Here is an 18178-nt window from a genome sequence, read left to right as displayed (position 1 = left end):
AAGCCCTCCTGTCCGCGTTGCCGCCCCCCGTTTCGCCCTTCTCTGTTGTGCCCGCTACAGCCGCTCCGTGACGGCCTCGGCCAGCGCCTCGAACGTCGCCGTCTCGGGGACGACGTCGACGGCGACGCCGGCCGACTCGGCGGTCGCCTCGGTCGGTTCGCCGATGGCGCCCACTATCGCGTCGTTCAGCCCCTCGATCGCCGCGCCCCGGACACCACGCTCCGCGGCGGCCGCCAGGAAGTGCTCGAGTGTCAACGAGGAGGTAAAACACGCACCCGCCAACTCGCCGCGCGCGGCGGCTTCGGCCGACCGCCCGGCCCCCTCCGGGCGCACCAGCCGGTACAGCACCGTCTCGTGGACGTACGCGCCGGCGTCGTTCAATCCCTCGAGGAGGACCGCCGAGCCGTGATCCGAGCGGGCGACCTCGACAGTCGCTCCCGGGGCATCGGGGGCGAGTTCGTCGACGAGCCCAGAAGAAGAAAACTCCCCGGGGAGTCGATCGACCGCGTACCCGGTCGCCTCGAGCGCCCCCGCGGTCGGCGTCCCGATGGCGACGACTGCCCCGCCCGCCCGCCAGCCGGCGTCGGCGACGAGTTCCGCACCGGTCTTGCTCGTGAAGACCGTGTAGTCGGCGTCCGACCGCGGCGTCTCCCCGGTCGGTTCGACCGCCAGCATCGGGTCCGAGAGCGGCTCGTACCCGAGTTCGCGCACGAACGACGCGGCCGAGGCGGCGCGCTCGTCGTCGGGCCGAAAGAAGGCGATGCGGCTCATCGCTGAGCCCCGATCGCTTCGATCCCCGTCGCCGAACCGATTTGATATCGCGACATGCGGTTCATTCGTCCGCTCCCTCCGGCTCGGCCCTTCCCCGCAAAAACGCCGCGACGTCGCCTCTCGTGGCCGCGACGTCGCCGATCACGGTGATCGCGGGTGGTTCGATCCCCCGTTCGTCGCGCACTCCGACGATCGTCTTAAGGGTCCCCGTGGCGACGCGCTGGCCGGGCCACGTCGCCCGCTCGACGAGCGCGACCGGCGTTTCGGGGTCCATCCCGGCCGAGCGCAGGGTTTCGGCATACATCGGCAACTTCCCGACCCCCATCAACACGACGATGGTACCGCCGGCCGCCGCCAACGCCTCCCAGTCGATCGCGGATTCGTCTTTCGTCGGGTCCTCGTGACCCGTGACGAACGACACCGAGGAGGCGTAATCGCGATGGGTGACCGGGATTCCGGCGACGCCGGGACCGGCGATCGCGCTCGTCACGCCGGGGACGTACTCGAAGTCGATGCCGTTTTCGGCGAGGTGTTGGGCCTCCTCGCCGCCCCGCCCGAAGACGAAGGGGTCACCGCCCTTGAGACGGACCACGTCGTTGTCGTCCTCGGCGAGTTCGACGAGCCGCCGGTTCGTGTACTCCTGTGGCGTCCACTCCCCGCCGGCGCGCTTGCCGACGTCCTCGCGTTTCGATTCCGGGATCGACTCGAGGATCTCCGGGCCGGGAAGCTTGTCGTGGAGGACGACGTCGGCCGCCTCGATGAGCCGCCTCGCCTTCACCGTCAACAGCTCCGGATCGCCCGGCCCGCTGCCGACGAGGTACACCGTCCCGGTCATACCCCACCCTCGCTGCGCGCGCGGGCGATGAGGTCCTTCGCGCCCTGTTCGGCCAACTCCTCGGCGAACTCGCGGGCCGCTTCCGGGTGGTGTTCGGCGGGTAGGTCCCGGCTCGCATCGATCTCCTCGGTGCCGTCCTGTGCGAGCACTCGGACCCGCGTCTGGACGTGCTCGCCTTGCACGACCGCGTAGATCCCGATCGGGGCGACACAACCGCCGCCGAGCGTCCCGAGTATCGTCCGCTCGACGGTGGTTTCGACCCGGGTTCGCGGGTGATCGAGTTCCGCCCGGATCGTCGACGCCACGCCGCCGTTGCGCGCCGTCACGGCCAGCGCACCCTGGCCCGGCGCGGAGACGAACGGGGCCGACAGCCGACTGTACTCGACCGTATCGAGCAGCCCGATCCGCTCTAACCCGGCCTCGGCGAGGACGATGGCGTCGAACTCGGTTTCGACCGATCGCTCTATCGCGCGTCTTTCGACGTCCGCGAGCGCCTCGCGCCACGCCTCGGGCGGGCGTTCGTACGAGAGGCCCTCCTCGTCGTCGTCGCGCTCGTCGGCCTCGAGCCGCCGGTCCCACTCGGCTTGAACCCCCGGCGCGAGGAGCTTCTCGACCCGCGTGTCGACGTTGCCGCGGAGCGGCTGGACGTCCAGATCGGGGCGTCCGGCGAGCAATTGGGCCTTCCGCCGGAGGCTGGACGTTCCGACCGTCGCACCGTCCGGGAGGCCGGAGAGATCGACTCCTCCGGGCGTCACGAGGACGTCGCCCGGGGCGGCGCGCTCGGGGACGCCCGCGACGACGAGTTCGGAGGGAAACTCGGTCGGCATGTCCTTCATCGAGTGGACGGCGGCGTCGACGCCGCCGTCGAGGACCTTCTCGTCGAGGCTCCTGACGAAGGCGCCCGTCTTTCCGAGGCGATGGATCAACTCGTCGCGGACGGCGTCGCCGGTCGTCTCGACTTCGACCAACTCCACGTCCCGGCGGCGGCTTCCGAGGGTCTCGGCGACCCGCCGGGCCTGCCGCAGGGCGAGATCGGACCCTCGGGTCGCCAGCCGAATCGTCTCTGTCATAGTGGTGTGTGGGTCACCGCGGTTGAAACGCCCTTCGGCTTCCCCGAACCGATCGGAACCGCCCCGGTGCACCCGAAATGTATCGTATGCCGCTATACGAAACTTCGACTGTTGTCCTTCGGCGGGCCACTAACCGTCGAGACAAAGCCGCAGACGCGACCGCTACAGATCGATCTCGTTTCGGTTACCGTAGCACGAAGCCCCCGCGAACCGAGCAACGGCGCTCGAGCGACCGGCAACCGTTAGCAACGACGACACTCGCCGATTCAGGGGCCAGTCGGGAAGACCGCGCCGCTCGACGCGGTTTTCCCCGGACGCACCTAGTCGTCCCGATCCGATCCCAAGTAGTTCCAGCGCGTCTTTGTGCTCCCTTCGGGGTGGCGTTCGAGCGTGACGTGGTAGTGACTCGTCCCGTCCGCCTCCTCCGTGATCAGGTGGACGCCGGGGTCGTCCGTGTGCGTGATTTCGTAGTCCGCGATATCCTCTCGGTCGTCGAGTTCCACCCGGAGGAGTCGCTTCAACTCCTGGGATCGCTCGTCGGGATCTGTCTCGTCCATAGGATTCGTTGCGACAGTGACACACATCAACGTTCGTATAGCATCCCCTCGCGCGCTACGGACTCAGACGTTGGCAGTCTCGCGGGAACGCCGTCAGAGCAAGCTCTGACGAGCCCCCGCTCGCCAGACAGCGATTTCGCCTACGGCTCAGACGTTGGCAGTCTCGCGGGAACACCGTCAGAGCAAGCTCTGACGAGCCCCCGCTCGCCAGACAGCGATTTCCCCTACGGGCTCAATCGCTGTCTGTCTCGCGGGAACAACACCGCCTCCCGGATGTTGTCCAGATCGAGCATCGTCATGACGAGTCGTTCGCCACCGAGCCCCCAGCCGGCATGGGGCGGCATCCCGTATTTGAACACCTTCGTGTAGTACTCGAAGGCCTCCGGGTCGAGTCCCTGGGCCTCGAAGCCCTCGATGAGCTGCTCGCGGCGGTGCTCGCGCTGGCCGCCCGAGACGAGCTCCATCCGGGGGTGCATCATGTCGAAGCCCGTCGAGAGCGTCTCGTCGTCGTCGTGGTCCATAATATAAAAGGGCTTGATTTCGGCGGGCCAGTCAGTAATGAAGTAGTGGCCGCCGACGTCGTCACCGAGTGCCCGCTCGCCCTCTGTCGGCAGGTCGTCGCCCCACACGAGCTGTTCGTCGAGTTCGCCGGTCGCGTTGATCCGCTCTATGGCCTCCTCGTAGCTGAGCCGCGGGAACGGGGTCTCGGGGACGGTGAACTCCTCGGCGATCCCGAGCGCTTCGAGTTGGGCCTCGCAGTTCTCCGCGACGGCTTCGTAGGCTGCGGCGACGACGTCCTCGCAGACGTCCATCGCGTCGTGGTGGTCACAGAACGCGCCCTCGAAGTCGATCGAGGTCGCCTCGTTGAGATGTCGCGGCGTGTTGTGTTCTTCGGCCCGGAAGATCGGGCCGATCTCGAAGACACGCTCGACGTTCGAGCCCGCGACGAGCTGTTTGAACAGCTGTGGGCTCTGGTTCATGAACGCCTCCTGCCCGAAGTAGGTGATCGGGAACAGCTCGGTGCCGCCCTCCGTCCCGGTCGCCACGATCTTCGGGGTGTTGATTTCCGTGGCGTCGGCCGCGCGGAACGCCTCGCGGGCGGCCCGCAGCACTTCGCTTCTGATCTCGAAGACGGCCTGTCCCGCCTCGCGGCGGAGATCGAGCGTCCGGTTGTCGAGCCGCGTCGACAGCTCCGCGTCGACCTTCTCGGTCGGGTCCAGCGGGAGTTCGGTGTCGGCTGCGGACAGCACCTCGATCGACTCGGGGACGACCTCGACGTCTGTCGGCGCGCGCGGCTCCTCCTTCACGTCGCCGGTCACCGTGACGACGGATTCCCGCGAGAGGTCGAGTCCCGTCTCGACCAGCTCGTCGTCCATCTCGTCCTTCTCGAGTTTGATCTGGATCCGACCGCTCGTGTCGCGCAGAATGAGGAAGGCGATCCCGCCCAGGTCGCGTATCTCGTGGACCCACCCGGCGACGGTCGCCGTCTGGCCCGGTTCGGCGTCGGCTGTATACGTTCTCTCGTCCATACCCACGGTTCTTGGCGACCGGACTTAAATACGGGGAAAGCAGGCGACCGGGCCGGCTACGCGAACTCGACCGCCGAGCGCGGGTGGACCTCGCCGAAGAGCCACTCGGCGTGTTCGAGAGCGTACTCGCGGTGGTCGTCCTCGATTGCTCCGATGGCGTCCTCGAGGAGGATCGGACGGTAATCTCGCAGCCCCGCCGATCCGGCGGTGTGGAGCACACAGACGTTCGCGAGCGTTCCACAGAACACGAGGTCGTCGATGCCGTGACTCCGGAGATACCCCTCCAGTTCCGTTTGGTGAAAGGCGTCGTAGGTGTGTTTGACCACGACCAGATCCCCGTCTTCGGGGGAGAGCTCCGAAACGAGTTCGGCCTCCCACGAGCCTTCGAGGACGTGTTCGCCCCACCGGTCGAACTCGTCGTAGTAGTGGTTGCCCTCGAACTGCTCGGGCGGGTGGACGTCGCGGGTGAAGACGACCGCGGCGCCGGCCTTGCGGGCCTCGGCGACCACCTCGGCGCAGGGGTCGATCGCCGCCTCGCTCCCCGGCGCGTACAGCGAGCCCTCGGGATGACAAAAGCCGTTTTGCATATCGACGACGACGACCGCGGTCGACTCCGGATCGAGTTCGAGCGTCATGTCGGTCCCTCGGGCGGGGGAGAAAAAACCGTTTTCGCGGCTTCGTCAGTAGAACTCGCGGACGAGGTCCATCGCGTCCTCGGGGGCGCCGTCGGGGATGTCAGTCATGGGTTCTTCGACGCCCTCGCGTGTCTCGTAGCCGACCGAACTCTCGTTTTGGTAGATGACGCCCTGGTACTCCTTGTCGCGGTCGAGAATGAGATCCTTGGCGTCGTCGTAGTCGGTGCGGTCGTGATCGAAGTCGTCGTCGCCGACGTCGACGATCGCATCCCGGAAGTAATCGTAGGTGTCGACGTCGTTGAACGTCACGCACGGCGAGTAGACGTTCACGAAGCCGAAGCCGTCGTGTTCGATGGCCTCCTGGACGATCTCGGCGTGGCGCTGGGAGTCCGACGAAAACGACTGGGCGATGAAGGTGCCGCCCGATGCGAGCGCGAGTGCGAGGGGGTTGACCGGCTGTTGGTTCGTCCCGTCCGGGGAGGTCGAGGTCTCGAAATCCTCCCGAGAGGTCGGGGAGAACTGCCCTTTGGTCAGCCCGTAGATGCGGTTGTCCATGACGACGTATGTCATGTCGACGTTGCGCCGGACCGCGTGGACGAAGTGGCCGGCGCCGATGGAGTAGCCGTCGCCGTCGCCGCCGGCGACCATCACCTCGAGGTCGGGGTTGGCGATTTTCACGCCGGTCCCGACGGGCAGGGCGCGACCGTGAACACCGTGCAGCGCGTAGCTGTGCATGTAGGTGCCGATCTTCCCCGAGCAGCCGATGCCGGCGACCACGAACGTGTTGTCGGGATCGTTGCCGGTCTCGGCCAGCGCTTTCATCATGCCGTTCATCGTCCCGAAATCACCGCAGCCGGGACACCACGTCGGTTGCTTGTCGGATTTGAACTCGGTGAATCGAACGTTGGAACTCATTGTCAGGCCTCCACCTCCGTCGGTTCGCCGAGGGCGGCTTTGACCTCCTCGGCGAGCTCGTCCGCCTTGAAACGGACGCCGTTGTACTTGTTGATACGCTGTACCCTCGAAAGCGTGTCGTGCTCGACGAGGTCGGCGAACTGCCCGGTCGCGTTACACTCGACGACGACCGTCTTCTCCGCCGTCTCGACCGCCTCCGTGAGGTCGGGTCGCGGGAAGACGTACGGCACCGAAATGAACCGCACGTCGATGTCGTCCTCGGCGAGGATCGTCATCGCCTCCCGTATTGCGCCCTCGTTCGAGCCCCACGAGACCACGAGCGTGTCGGCGTCGGCGTCGCCGAACTCCCGGGGGCTCCAGTCCTCCTCTTTTTGTGCGGTTTCGACCTTCCGCTCGCGCTTGTCGACCTGCTCGATCCGCATCTCGGTGTCCTCTGTCCGTCGGCCCAACTCGTCGTGTTCGAGGCCGGTCGACATGTGCGCGCCGCCGTCCGTGCCGGGGAACGAGCGGGGGCTGACCCCGTCGTCGGTGACCGCGTGGGGTTTGAACTGTCCTTTTTCGTTTTGCCACTCCTCTATCGTTCCCTCGTCGACGACTTTGCCGCGGTCGACCTCGACGGCGTCCATGTCGAACTCCTCGGGCTCGAACGTCTGTTCGGTGACCGCAAGCGAGAGGTCGCCGGTCAGATACACCGGCGTCTGGTACTTTTCTGCGAGGTTGAACGCCTCGATCGCCTTGTGGAAACACTCGGCGATGTTCGTCGGCGCGAGGACGAACCGCGGGATCTCGCCGTGGCCGCCGTAGAGCATCCCGTTGAGATCGCCTTGCTCCTGTTTGGTCGGCATCCCCGTCGAGGGACCCGAGCGCATGACGTTACAGATGACGAGCGGCGTCTCGGAGGTCGCGACGAGCCCGAACGTCTCCGTCATCAGGTCGATGCCCGGTCCCGACGTCGCGGTCATCGACCGCGCGCCGGCACGGGCTCCGCCCAACGCCATGTTGATAGCGGAGAGTTCGTCTTCCGCCTGGACGACGATTCCGCCGTAGTCCTCGATGCGGCCCTTCAGGTACTCCATCACGTCCGTCGCGGGCGTGATCGGGTAGCCGGCATAGAACCGACAGCCGGCGACCAACGCGCCCATCCCGATCGCCTCGTCGCCGTTCAGGAGGACGTAGTCGTTGTCGGTCGTCTCGAGGTCGTACGGCGTCGAGATGTCGTACTCCTCATCGACGTACTCCGCGCCGACGCGGGCCGCCTTCTTGTTGTTTTCGACGATCGCTTCGCCCTTGCCGCCGAAGCGCTTCTCGAGGGACTCATCGAGATACTCGATGTCGAACCCCGAGACGGCGCAGGCGGCACCCAATGCGACGATGTTGCGCATGATCGCCCCGCCGGCGTCCTCCGCGAGCCGCTTCAGCGGGACGTCGAGTCCCGTCGTCTCTCCCGGGGCCTCGAAGTCGGACATCATCGAGCGCTCGCCGTCGTAGATGACGATCGAGTCGCCGTGTAACTCGTCGAGGTTCTCCTCGACGGTCCGCTCGGTGAGCGCGATCAGGATGTCGAGCCTGTCGACGACGCTCTCGACGCGGTCGACCGACGTCCGTACTTTGTACGCGGTGTATCCGCCGCGGATTCGCGATGCGAAATCCTTGGAAGTAAAGACGTGACGCCCTGCCCGCGAGAGCGCCTGGGCGAAGATCTTCCCAGTCGAGTCGATCCCGTCGCCGGCTTCCCCGCCGACAGCCCAGTTCAGGTCCGTTGGCATACTACGTCGGGCTTCAACACCGTGCACGTTAAGCCTTCTGAATACCGCCGTCCCGGGCGTGATTCGGCCACGAGACGACGGAAAAAGACTGCTCGTGGGCGTATCGGTCCCGGAGCCGCCGGCTGGCTCCGAAAGCGCCTTGCGGCCGGCTGGGTATATTTACGGTATGGACCCAACCGAGACGACCGTCGTCGCCGTTCGCGATGTCGGCCCCGACGCCGTCGCCATCGAAGCAACGACGCCCGAGGGGTTCGAGACCCGCCCCGGGCAGTTCATCAAACTCGAAACGGAGATCGACGGCGAGTCGGTCGGCCGGTTTTACACCGTCTCCTCCCCGGACACGGACGAGACGTTCGAACTCACGATCGGATACGATCCCGAGGAGGGTGGCGCCTTCAGCGAGTACCTCGTCTCGGTCGTGCCGGGCGATTCGATCACCGTCACCGGCCCCTTCGGCGACAACTACTACGAGGACGAGCCGCGGGTCGTCGTCCTCGCTGGCGGTCCCGGCGTCGGCCCCGCCGTCGCCATCGCCGAACGCGCGCTCGCAGACGGCGGCGAAGCGGCCGTCGTCTACCGGGACGAACACCCCCTCCACGAGGATCGCCTCGCCGCGCTCGCGACGTCCGGCGCGGACGTGTTCGTCCTTGCCGACGGGACGGCTCTCACCGACGCCGTCGGCGACGTCCTCTCCGGGGTGGATGGCGAGGCGGTGTTCGTGTACGGCTTCGGCGACTTCCTTGCCGACGCCGAGGCGGCCATCGCCGCGGCTGGGGGCGACCCCGACGGAGCGAAGTCCGAGAATTTCGGGTGAGCTCGATACGACCCCGCCGACGCCACAGACCGTCCCGAGAGCCCGGCGTCGCTTACTCGCGTAGATCCTGGTAGGTGTTCCGGACGGTCACCGCCGACACGCCGGCGACGTCGCTGGCCTCGCGCTGGGTGAGGTCGTGGCCGTCCCGTCGAGCGGCGGTGTACAGACACGCCGCCGCGACGCCGCTCGGGTTTCGCCCCGTCGCGAGTCCGGATTCGTGGGCCTCCCTCGCCAACCGCCGGGCCGCCCGCTCGACGTCGGTCGGGACGTCGAGTTTCGACGCGAACCGGGCGAGGTACTCGGCGGGGTCGATCGGACCCGTCGGGAGATCGAGCGCTCGGTTCAACGCCCCGTAGGCGACCTTGAGTTCGTCCGCGTCGGCGCTCGCGACGGCGACGATCTCCTCGAGCGTCCGCGAGACCGACGCCGTCCGACAGGTCGCATACACCGACGCGGCGGCGAACCCCTCGATGCAGCGCCCCTGGAGGAGATCGGCCTTCTGCGCCGACTCGAAGCGGACACACGAGCGATCGCGCAGGTCCTCCGGCAGCTCCAACTGCCCGACCAGCCGCCGGATCTCGGTGAACCCGTGGATCCGGTTTCTGGCACGCTTCGAGGGGATCCGGGCCCGCTTGTGATGCTTCCGCATCCGGGCCACCTGCCGCCGTTTGCGGCCTTTGAGCCGGGTCGAGCGCCCGATCTCGGTCGAGAGCCCACGGTCGTGACGCGAGCGCGTCAGCGGCGCCCCACAGCGCTCGGGGTTCGTCTCGTCGTCGTCGAACGAGCGCCACTCGGGGCCGCGATCCAGTTCGTCCTCGGCGACGACGAGGCCACACTCCGTACAGATAGTCTCCGTCCCTGTGCTCCGGAGCGGGCCGTCGCATTCGGGGCACGCCTGTCGTGTCGTCGTGCTCATCACATGTGGACCTTCGTCCGGATCGGGTTTTAAAAATGGCCGCGAGCGGCCCCGGTCCGGGGCGGACGCGGAACGCGACATACCGGTTACCGGTATGTACCACTGACGCCCCCGATCGAGGACACCCAGCCGGCGGACACCCCGGACGCGGGAGCAACCGCGTACATAAACTGATTAGTCCGGGGGCGGCGGTACCGGAACCAATGAACGACCGGGAGCCGGACGAGGACACCTCCGTGCGGGATGCGGTCGAACGATCCAGAAGCGGCGCGCCCGCCGTCGGGGAGGTCATCCGCGATCGCTTCGGGACCGACGAGGTGTTCCAGCGCATCATCGCCGCCGCCGACGAGGAGGTCACCACGGAGACCCGTGAGCTGTTTTTCAGCGCGCTGGCGGGCGGCTTCGCGATCACGCTCACCTTCTTGATCTACTCGTCGATGACCGCCAAGACCGACGGCGCGCCCCTGTCGAGCGCGCTCCTGTACCCGATCGGGTTCATATACATCATCCTTGGCGGCTATCAACTCTACACCGAGAACACGGTTCCGCCAGTCGCGCTCGTCTTGGAGCGGCTGGCGAGTCTCCCCGCCATGATGCGGCAGTGGGGGATCGTCCTCGCCGGGAACTTCGCCGGGGGGCTCTTCGGGGCGTTGATCCTGGCGCGGACGGGCGTGTTTTCGCCTGAGACGGCCGCTGTTGCCGTCGACATCTCGCGGAAGGGCGTCGAGACGGGCTTTTTTGATCTGTTTTTCAAGGCCGGGTTCGCGGGGTTGATTGTCGCCGGCGTCGTCTGGCTCGACTTCGCCGCCCGCGATACGGTCTCGCGGTTCTTCTTAGTCTACATCGCCTTTCTGTTGATCCCGCTTGCGGACCTGTTTCACGTCGTCGTCTCCTTTACCGAACTCATGTATCTCGTCTTCCTCGGCGAGGCAGCCCTTTTGTCCGGCCTCGTCGGCTTCGTCTTCCCCGTCCTCCTCGGCAACACCGTCGGCGGTGTCGTCCTCGTCACCCTCGTCAACTACTTCCAGACCACCGAAGAGCGTCTCGAGGAGGCGCGCTTCGGCGGGATCGAGCGCCGGCTATCGCTCCAGGAGTCGGCGTTCGGCGGCCTGGCCGGGCGCTCATACGTCCCACTTTTGGACACGGGGGAGCGTCCCGACGACGCGGCGGCGGACGCCTACCGGGTGATGGTCCCGATCGCGAACCCCCGGACGGAGGCTCCTCTCGTCGAGTTGGCCTGTGCGCTCGCCGAACAGCGGGCGGACGCGAACGTCCACGTCGTCCACTTGATCGAGACGTCCGACCGGATGCTCCGACGGTACGACCCCGGACAGGTCGACCGGATCACGGGCGAGTCGAAGGCGCTCCTGCGTGACATCGAGGCGACGGCGGACGACTACGACGTGCGATACAGCTCCTCGACGGTCGTCTCCCACCGGTCGTTCACCGAGATGTTCGACGAGGCGCGGTCGATGGCGGCCGACCTCGTGGTGCTCGGGTGGGACGACGGCCGGCCGTGGGCGCGCGATAAACCACAGCGTTCGATCGACCAGCTCAAGCGCGAACCGCCGTGTGACTTCCTCGTGCTCAAGGACCGCGGGCTGGATCTGTCGCGCGTCCTCGTCGCGACGGACGGCCGAACGAACGCCACGCTGAGCGCCGAGGTCGCGAACGCCCTGCGGGCCGGCGTCGGGGCCGAGGTGTCGTTGCTGCATGTCGTCGACTCGCCGGCCGAGCGGGCGGCCGGGACGGCGTTTCTCCGCTCGTGGGCCGAGGAGAACGACCTCGAGGGGGCCGAGTTGCTCGTCGACGACGCCGGCGACATCGAGGGCGCGATCGCCCGGGCCTCCGCCGACCACTCGCTCGCGTTGATCGGCGCGACCGAGCGGGGCGTGCTCTCGCGGCTCGTCACCGACTCCTTGCACCTCGACGTCGTCGATGAACTCGACTGTTCGGTCGCAATAACCGAGCGGCCTGCCGGATGGGGACTCCTCCGGCGGCTGTTCAGCCGGTAGCGATCCGGCGGCACGTCGACTCGTCTCGGATCCCCCGACCCTGTCACGACCGCCAGAAGTCGACGGTAAAGAGCACCAACACGAGGATGATCTCGATCCGGCCGATCCACATCAGTCTCCATCGGCTGTGCGCCACCGACACCGGGCTCCGAGAGGATCGCCGTCGCGAGGACGAGGATGCCGAGCCTGCCCAGCTACTGGATGAGCCATCACCACATCACGATCGCGCGGCCGCGGGCAGAGAACGACCGTAGCGTCGTCGCCAGCCCGCTCATCGACTCGGACATCGCGTTGACGCGGTGAGAGAACACCCCCGCGCCGCTGACCGCGAAGGGCACCGCCCCGACGGCGGCGACGAGAAACCAGATCGCCGCCACCGCGAGAAACGCCTCACGCGGGCCGAGGGTGCCCGGATCGCCCGGAAGCCGCCGGAGCGCGCCCCCGACCGCCAGCGTGAGGAGGATGGCCGCAAGAAACGGGACGACCGACTCGCCGTACCACACCGCGAGCGAAAGCGCGAACGCGAGCGGGACGGCCAGATACCAAAACACCCGCCCGGTCAGGTCGAAACTCGCCCGCCAGTCGACCCGGACCCGGACCCGGAGCATCTACGCCATCGCCGTCAGTTTCTCGACGAAGGCGGTCTCGACGAAGACGACGATGTGGTCGCCGGCACACAGCTCTGTGTCGCCGCGGGGAGTGATCAGCGTCCCGCCTCTGGTGATCGCGCCGAAGACGACGTCGGCCTCTAGGCCGGATGCGACCTCGCTGATCGGGCGGTCGACGAGTTCGCTCGCGTCGGTCAGTTTGAGCTCCAGCACTTCGGCCTGATCGCCCTCGAGTACCGCGATGTTCTCCGCGATCCCGCTGTGGGTGAAGCGGGTGATCTCCTCGGCGGTCACCTGCCGGGGGTTGATCGCCACGTCGATGCCGATCTCCTCGAACAGCGTCACGTACTCGCCGTTGTCGACGATCGCGACGACGCGGTCGGTCCCGAGGCGCTTGGCGAGTACCGACACCAGGAGGTTCCGTTCGTCGCTGTCCAGCGCCGCCACGACGATGTCGGCCTCGTCGACGTGCTCGCGGGCCAGAAACTCCGTGTCGGTCGCGTCGTGTTCCATCACGACCGTGTTCGGCAGCATCTCCGCGAGTTCTCTGGCCCGGTCGTGGTCCTGCTCTATGAGCCGCGGCGACAGCGAGCGTTCCTCGAGCAGGCGGGCGGTCTGGTAGCCGATCTGGCTGCCGCCGATGATGACGATCTCGTCGGCGTCGCCCGGGGTCGACTCCGGGGCGACGTCGCTCGCGAACGCCTGGACGCTCCCGGGGCTGCCGATGACGACTGCCCGGTCGCCGGCCTCGATGGTGGTATCCCCCCGCGGGAGAAAGAGTTCGTCGCCACGAAAGAGCCCCGCGAACGTCAGCGACTCGAAGCGGTCGGCCTCGGCGACGGTCTGTCCGGCGACGGGGCTGTGGGCGTCGATCTCGAACTCCGCCATCTGGACGAGCCCCTCGGCGAAGGGGTCGACGTCGACCGCCGAGGGGAGTCCGACCACGCGGACGACGTTCTCGGCGCTCAACAGGTCCGAACACACCATGAAGTCGACGCCGAAGGCCGCCCGCGTCAGCTCCCAGGTGCGGAGGTACTCGACGCTTTTCGTGCGGGCGATGGTGAACGGATCCGCGAGCGTCTTGGCGGTCTCGGCGGCCACGAGGTTCGTCCGGTCGTCGTCGGTGCTGGCGATGAACAGGTCCGTCGAGGCGACGTCGGCCGCCCGCAGCACCGACAGCGACGTGCCGTCGCCCGAAAGCGTCATGACGTCGAGTTCGTATTTCAACTGTTCGGCCCGGTCGGCATCGACGTCGATGACGACGACGTCGTGGGCCGGCGCGAGGCTCCTCGCGATCGAGGTGCCGACCTCCCCGGCCCCGACGATGACGGTTCGCATACCTCCATGACTCGACGGAGGTTGAAGTGAATTACTATCAACCGAGGTGTGCGGTCCCGGCGCAGGACGGGACCGAGAGGGGAACCCCCCGCCGCTTCGGGTCCGACAGCGACGGAGTCAGCGTGACGCTCGAGGGTCTGTTTCCGTCGGCCGATAGCGGTAGCGAGGCGAAAGCCAACCCGTTTAGGGGTAAGTTGAAGCCGACCGACGAGTCGGACCGTTCGGTCGGCTTGCTGTTGTGGACGTGTCGCACGCCGAACGCCGCGTGACTGCCGGAGGGTACGGCACGGTCGTTCGAAATCGTTTTGTTCGACGCTCGCGCACCGTCAGTATGCCGACGGAGCTTACTGATTACGACCCCACACTGGGAAACAAATTCGTATTCGTCACCGGCGGCGTGATGTCCGGCCTCGGCAAGGGCATCACGGCGGCGAGTACCGGCCGGCTGCTCGAGAACGCCGGGTTCGACGTGACGGCGGTGAAGATCGACCCGTATCTCAACGTCGACGCCGGGACGATGAACCCCTACCAGCACGGCGAGGTGTACGTGCTGAAAGACGGCGGCGAGGTCGACCTCGACCTCGGTAACTACGAGCGTTTTCTCGATATCGACATGACGTTCGACCACAACGTCACGACGGGCAAGACCTACCGCCACGTCATCGAAAAGGAGCGCGCGGGCGATTACCTCGGCGACACCGTCCAGATCATCCCGCACATCACCGACGACATCAAACGCCGGATCAGGGAGGCCGCGGAGGGCCACGACGTCTGTCTCATCGAGGTCGGCGGCACGGTGGGCGACATCGAGGGGATGCCCTACCTCGAGGCGCTGCGGCAGTTCGCCCACGAGGAGGACGACGGCGACATCCTCTTTACGCACGTCACGCTGGTTCCCTACTCGAAGAACGGCGAGCAGAAGACGAAACCGACCCAACACTCTGTCAAGGAACTCCGCTCGATCGGCCTCCAGCCGGACGTCCTCGTCGGGCGCTGTGACGATCGGCTCGACCCCGAGACGAAGGAGAAGATCGCGCTTTTTTGTGACGTCCCCGTCGACGCGGTCTTTTCGAACCCCGACGTCGAGGACATCTATCACGTCCCGCTGATGATCCAAGACGAAGGTCTCGACGAGTATATCATGTCCGAACTCGGCCTCGAGTCGGAGGCGGTCCCCGAGCCCGAACGCCACAACGAGTGGCGCGACATCGTCACGCGGGAGGCGACCGACGAGGCCGAGATCGCCCTGGTCGGCAAGTACGCCCTTGAGGACGCCTACCTCTCGATCCACGAATCGCTGAAGCACGCCGGCTTCGAGACCGAAACCGACATCGACGTCCTCTGGGTCGACGCCGACGAGATGGACGACGCCCACGCGGACCGCCTCGCCGGGGCCGACGGGATTATCGTCCCCGGCGGGTTCGGCGCCCGCGGGATGGGCGGCAAGATCGAGGCCGCCCGCTACGCCCGCGAGAACGACGTTCCCTTCCTCGGGCTCTGTCTCGGCTTTCAGATGGCCGTCGTCGAGTTCGCCCGCAACGTCTGTGGCTTCGAAGACGCCCACTCGGCGGAGATGGTCGAGTCGACGCCGCATCCGGTCATCGACATCCTGCCCGAACAGTACGAGATCGAGGACATGGGCGGGACGATGCGGCTAGGTGCTCACGAGACCGAGATCGAGCCCGGTACGCTCGCGTACGACGTCTACGACGACACTGCCTGTACGGAGCGCCACCGCCACCGCTATGAGGTCAACCCCGAGTACATCGAGGACCTCGAGGCCGCGGGACTGGCCTTTTCCGGGCGGGCGGGCAACCGAATGGAGATCCTCGAACTCCCCGAGCATCCGTTCTTTTTCGGGACGCAGTTCCACCCCGAGTTCCGATCGCGACCCGGGCGGGCCTCGCCGCCGTTCGTTCGCCTCGTCGAGACGATCGTCGAAACGGACGAGACGGACCCCGAGGAGGTGACGGCCTGATGGTCGACCCCGAGTCGTTCATCGACGAGAAGGTCGCGGAGATCGGCGACGCGATCGGCGACGACAACGCCGTGATCGCGCTGTCGGGCGGCGTCGACTCCTCGACGGCCGCGGCGTTGGCCTACGAGGCCGTCGGCGACCAGCTCACGCCCGTCTACGTCGACACCGGGCTGATGCGGAAAGGCGAGACCGAGGAGATCGAAGAGACGTTCTCGTACATGGAGAGCCTCCGGATCGTCGACGCCCGCGAGCGCTTTCTCGAGGCGCTGTCGGGGATCACCGATCCCGAGGCGAAACGCCACGCCATCGGGGAGGGGTTCATCCGGGAGTTCGAGACGGTGGCTCGCGAGGTCGACGCCCGATTCCTCGTCCAGGGGACGATCTACCCCGACCGGATCGAGAGCGAGGGGACGATCAAGTCCCACCACAACGTCGGCGGGCTCCCCGAGGTCGTCGACTTCGAGGGGATCGTCGAGCCGATGCGGGATCTCTACAAGGACGAGGTCCGCGAGGTCGCCCGCGAACTCGGCCTCGAGGCGGTCGTCTCCGAGCGGATGCCGTTTCCCGGGCCGGGCCTCGCCGTCCGGGTCCTCGGCGAGGTGACCGAAGAGAAACTCGCGGTCGCCCGCGAGGCCAACCACGTCGTCGAGGAGGAACTAGAGGACCACGATCCCTGGCAGGCGCTCGCGGCGGTGCTCGGGAAGGCAACCGGCGTCAAGGGCGACAACCGCGTCCACGGGTGGGTCGTCGCCGTACGCTCCGTCGAGTCCCGCGACGGGATGACCGCCCGCGCCCAAGAGGTCGATTGGGCGACGCTACAGCGCATCCAATCGCGCATCACGGGCGAGAACGAGACCGTCTCCCGTGTCGTCTACGATGTGACGCACAAGCCCCCGGCGACGATCGAATATGAGTGAGGTGATCGTCGCCGGCGGCGATCCCGAGGAGATCGGCGCCGCCCTCGAAGCCCAGGGCGGGACGGTACGGTACGCCGAGGGAACCGCGAACCGGTCGGCCCTGGAGGCCGCCGGCATAGAGCGCGCGGACGCGCTCGTCGTGACCGACGCGGGGTTGGCGACGTCTGTGACGGTCGCGCTGGAGCGCAACCCGGACCTCCGGACAGTCATCTACGCCCGCGAGTCTGCCCCGGAGTTCGTCCGGGGGCAGGCCGACCACATCGTCGATCCGGAACTGCTCGGCCCCGACACGCTCGCCGAGGAGTTGCTCCGGTAGACCGGACGGTCGCTACGGCTTCGGGGCGGCGTTTTGCAGGGCCGTCTCGGCGACGTTGCCGCCGTAGTCGGCGCTTCTGGACAGCGAGTCGACGACCAACCCGAGTAGCTGTGCTTGCTGTGGCTCCAGCTCGCGGATCGTGTCGTCGGCCGCCCGCGCGAGTTCGTCGATCCGGACGACTCGCTGGCGGGCGTCGTTGGCGAGTTCGGTCGCGCGCTCGGGGTCGTCTTCTAAGAGTGCGTCCATCCCCATCTCGACGATGTCGGTCGCCTCCGCCAGGAGGGCCTCGAGCGCCTCGGCGGCGTCCGCGGGCGGTTCCCCGAGGGTCCGTGCGTGGGTTGCGATCTTCGCCGCGTGGTCGGCAACGCGTTCGAGTTGACGGGCGCTGGAGTGATAATCGAAGGCCGTCTCCCGATCGAGGCCGATCGCCGCGGCCGCGGAGGGATCCCTGAGCACGGATCGGAAGACCCGCGAAACCATCGACCACAGCCGGTCAACGTCGTCGTCGCGCTGGACGACGTCGGCCGCCAGCTCGTCGTCGTCCTCGACGAGCGCCGCCACGGCGTCGGCGAGCATCGTTGTCGAGACGAGCCGCATCCGCGTGATCGCGTTGTGCATCGACAGCTCCGAGGAGTCGAGGAGGTCCTGCAGCCGGACCCGCTCGGACGTCTCGCCGATCACCTCGAGGCCGACGAGTCCCTGAGTCGCGTCCCGGATCGTCCGGCGCTGGGCGGCCGTCACCTGTGCGGTCTCCAGCGTGACGATGTCGAACCCGCTGACGTACATCGTCACGACCGCGCGCATCAGCTCTTCGCCCTCCAGCCCGGTGATGTCGAGCGTCCCCTCGACCTTCTCCTCGTCGCGCTGTGGGGTCAAAAGCAGCGTGTCCCCCTCGGGGTGGAACTCGACGACGCTCCCGCCGCCGATTCCGTTCTCAGTCGCCCACTCCTTGGGGAGCGAGACGGTGTACGTCGAACCGCCCGTTACCTGAACCTTGCGCGTCTCCATACGTACACTATCGGACAGTATCATAAATGGCTGTCGAGATATATAGATAGGCCCAAGGAGCGGGACACACGCGCGTCGGGGGCGCATCAGCCGACAGCGAGGGTCGGAGCGCGTTCGATCGGTGTCCGGACGCGCCGCCGTGACCGCCGTAGAACGTATATCTATATAATTCTATATAAGACTATCAGTC

Annotated in this window: 16 protein-coding genes and 1 pseudogene; 5 read left to right on the top strand and 12 right to left on the bottom strand. The window is 67.0% G+C overall.

Features of this window, described 5'->3' with window-relative positions:
* Positions 1-54: 54 nt before the first annotated feature.
* The 8 genes from NMLP_RS11875 to NMLP_RS11840 form a co-directional block, all read right to left on the bottom strand.
* Positions 55-771: a uroporphyrinogen-III synthase gene (locus NMLP_RS11875; RefSeq protein WP_015410360.1), complete on the bottom strand. Its 717-nt coding sequence runs from the start codon at positions 769-771 to the stop codon at positions 55-57.
* A gap of 61 nt (positions 772-832) precedes the next feature.
* Entirely contained in the window at positions 833-1606 is a 774-nt protein-coding gene (gene cobA / locus NMLP_RS11870) for a uroporphyrinogen-III C-methyltransferase (protein WP_015410359.1), read from the bottom strand.
* Positions 1603-2676, bottom strand: a complete 1074-nt coding sequence (gene hemC / locus NMLP_RS11865) for a hydroxymethylbilane synthase (RefSeq protein ID WP_015410358.1) — start codon at positions 2674-2676, stop codon at positions 1603-1605. Before hemC ends, cobA begins: the two co-directional genes overlap by 4 nt.
* 320 nt (positions 2677-2996) lie before the next feature.
* Positions 2997-3233, bottom strand: a complete 237-nt coding sequence (locus tag NMLP_RS11860; protein WP_049926528.1) for a hypothetical protein — start codon at positions 3231-3233, stop codon at positions 2997-2999.
* Positions 3234-3457: 224 nt separating this feature from the next.
* On the bottom strand, positions 3458-4762 hold the full coding sequence (gene aspS / locus NMLP_RS11855) for an aspartate--tRNA(Asn) ligase (protein WP_015410356.1): 1305 nt from the start codon (positions 4760-4762) through the stop codon (positions 3458-3460).
* A 56-nt stretch (positions 4763-4818) separates the two neighbouring features.
* Complete coding sequence (locus NMLP_RS11850; protein WP_015410355.1) at positions 4819-5397, bottom strand: cysteine hydrolase family protein; 579 nt, start codon at positions 5395-5397, stop codon at positions 4819-4821.
* A gap of 45 nt (positions 5398-5442) precedes the next feature.
* Positions 5443-6312 (bottom strand): 2-oxoacid:ferredoxin oxidoreductase subunit beta, encoded by an 870-nt coding sequence (locus NMLP_RS11845; protein WP_015410354.1) that lies wholly within the window; start codon positions 6310-6312, stop codon positions 5443-5445.
* 2 nt (positions 6313-6314) lie between these two features.
* On the bottom strand, positions 6315-8078 hold the full coding sequence (locus tag NMLP_RS11840) for a 2-oxoacid:acceptor oxidoreductase subunit alpha (protein WP_015410353.1): 1764 nt from the start codon (positions 8076-8078) through the stop codon (positions 6315-6317).
* A gap of 166 nt (positions 8079-8244) precedes the next feature.
* Here NMLP_RS11840 and NMLP_RS11835 point away from each other — a divergent pair, with 166 nt between their 5' ends.
* On the top strand, positions 8245-8892 hold the full coding sequence (locus tag NMLP_RS11835; RefSeq protein ID WP_015410352.1) for an FAD-dependent oxidoreductase: 648 nt from the start codon (positions 8245-8247) through the stop codon (positions 8890-8892).
* Between the two features lie 52 nt (positions 8893-8944).
* Here the strand turns inward: NMLP_RS11835 and NMLP_RS11830 are convergent, their stop codons facing one another.
* Positions 8945-9808: a transcription initiation factor IIB gene (locus NMLP_RS11830; protein WP_015410351.1), complete on the bottom strand. Its 864-nt coding sequence runs from the start codon at positions 9806-9808 to the stop codon at positions 8945-8947.
* A gap of 203 nt (positions 9809-10011) precedes the next feature.
* Between NMLP_RS11830 and NMLP_RS11825 the strand changes: the two genes are divergently transcribed.
* Positions 10012-11823, top strand: a complete 1812-nt coding sequence (locus tag NMLP_RS11825) for a formate/nitrite transporter family protein (protein WP_015410350.1) — start codon at positions 10012-10014, stop codon at positions 11821-11823.
* A 95-nt stretch (positions 11824-11918) separates the two neighbouring features.
* Here NMLP_RS11825 and NMLP_RS11820 read toward each other — a convergent pair.
* Positions 11919-12431 (bottom strand): annotated as a pseudogene (locus NMLP_RS11820) (TrkH family potassium uptake protein); the annotation flags it as partial.
* The gene (gene trkA / locus NMLP_RS11815) at positions 12432-13769 is read right to left on the bottom strand and encodes a Trk system potassium transporter TrkA (protein WP_015410349.1); all 1338 of its coding nucleotides are present in this window, start codon (positions 13767-13769) and stop codon (positions 12432-12434) included.
* Between the two features lie 331 nt (positions 13770-14100).
* Here trkA and NMLP_RS11805 point away from each other — a divergent pair, with 331 nt between their 5' ends.
* Genes NMLP_RS11805 through NMLP_RS11795 form a run of 3 tightly spaced genes read left to right on the top strand, consistent with a single transcriptional unit; the run spans position 14101 to position 16980 of the window.
* Complete coding sequence (locus NMLP_RS11805; RefSeq protein ID WP_015410348.1) at positions 14101-15747, top strand: CTP synthase; 1647 nt, start codon at positions 14101-14103, stop codon at positions 15745-15747.
* Entirely contained in the window at positions 15747-16664 is a 918-nt protein-coding gene (gene guaA / locus NMLP_RS11800; protein ID WP_015410347.1) for a glutamine-hydrolyzing GMP synthase, read from the top strand. The genes NMLP_RS11805 and guaA overlap by 1 nt, the downstream gene beginning before the upstream one ends.
* Positions 16657-16980, top strand: a complete 324-nt coding sequence (locus NMLP_RS11795; RefSeq protein WP_015410346.1) for a DUF7126 family protein — start codon at positions 16657-16659, stop codon at positions 16978-16980. Before guaA ends, NMLP_RS11795 begins: the two co-directional genes overlap by 8 nt.
* Positions 16981-16992: 12 nt before the next feature.
* On the opposite strand, the gene NMLP_RS11790 is transcribed toward NMLP_RS11795, so the two are convergent.
* On the bottom strand, positions 16993-17988 hold the full coding sequence (locus NMLP_RS11790; RefSeq protein WP_015410345.1) for a phosphate uptake regulator PhoU: 996 nt from the start codon (positions 17986-17988) through the stop codon (positions 16993-16995).
* Positions 17989-18178: the final 190 nt, after the last annotated feature.

Source organism: Natronomonas moolapensis 8.8.11 (assembly GCF_000591055.1).
GTDB lineage: Archaea > Halobacteriota > Halobacteria > Halobacteriales > Haloarculaceae > Natronomonas > Natronomonas moolapensis.
Note: the sequence above shows the minus strand (reverse complement) of the source record. Positions and strands in the feature narration are given on the sequence as shown.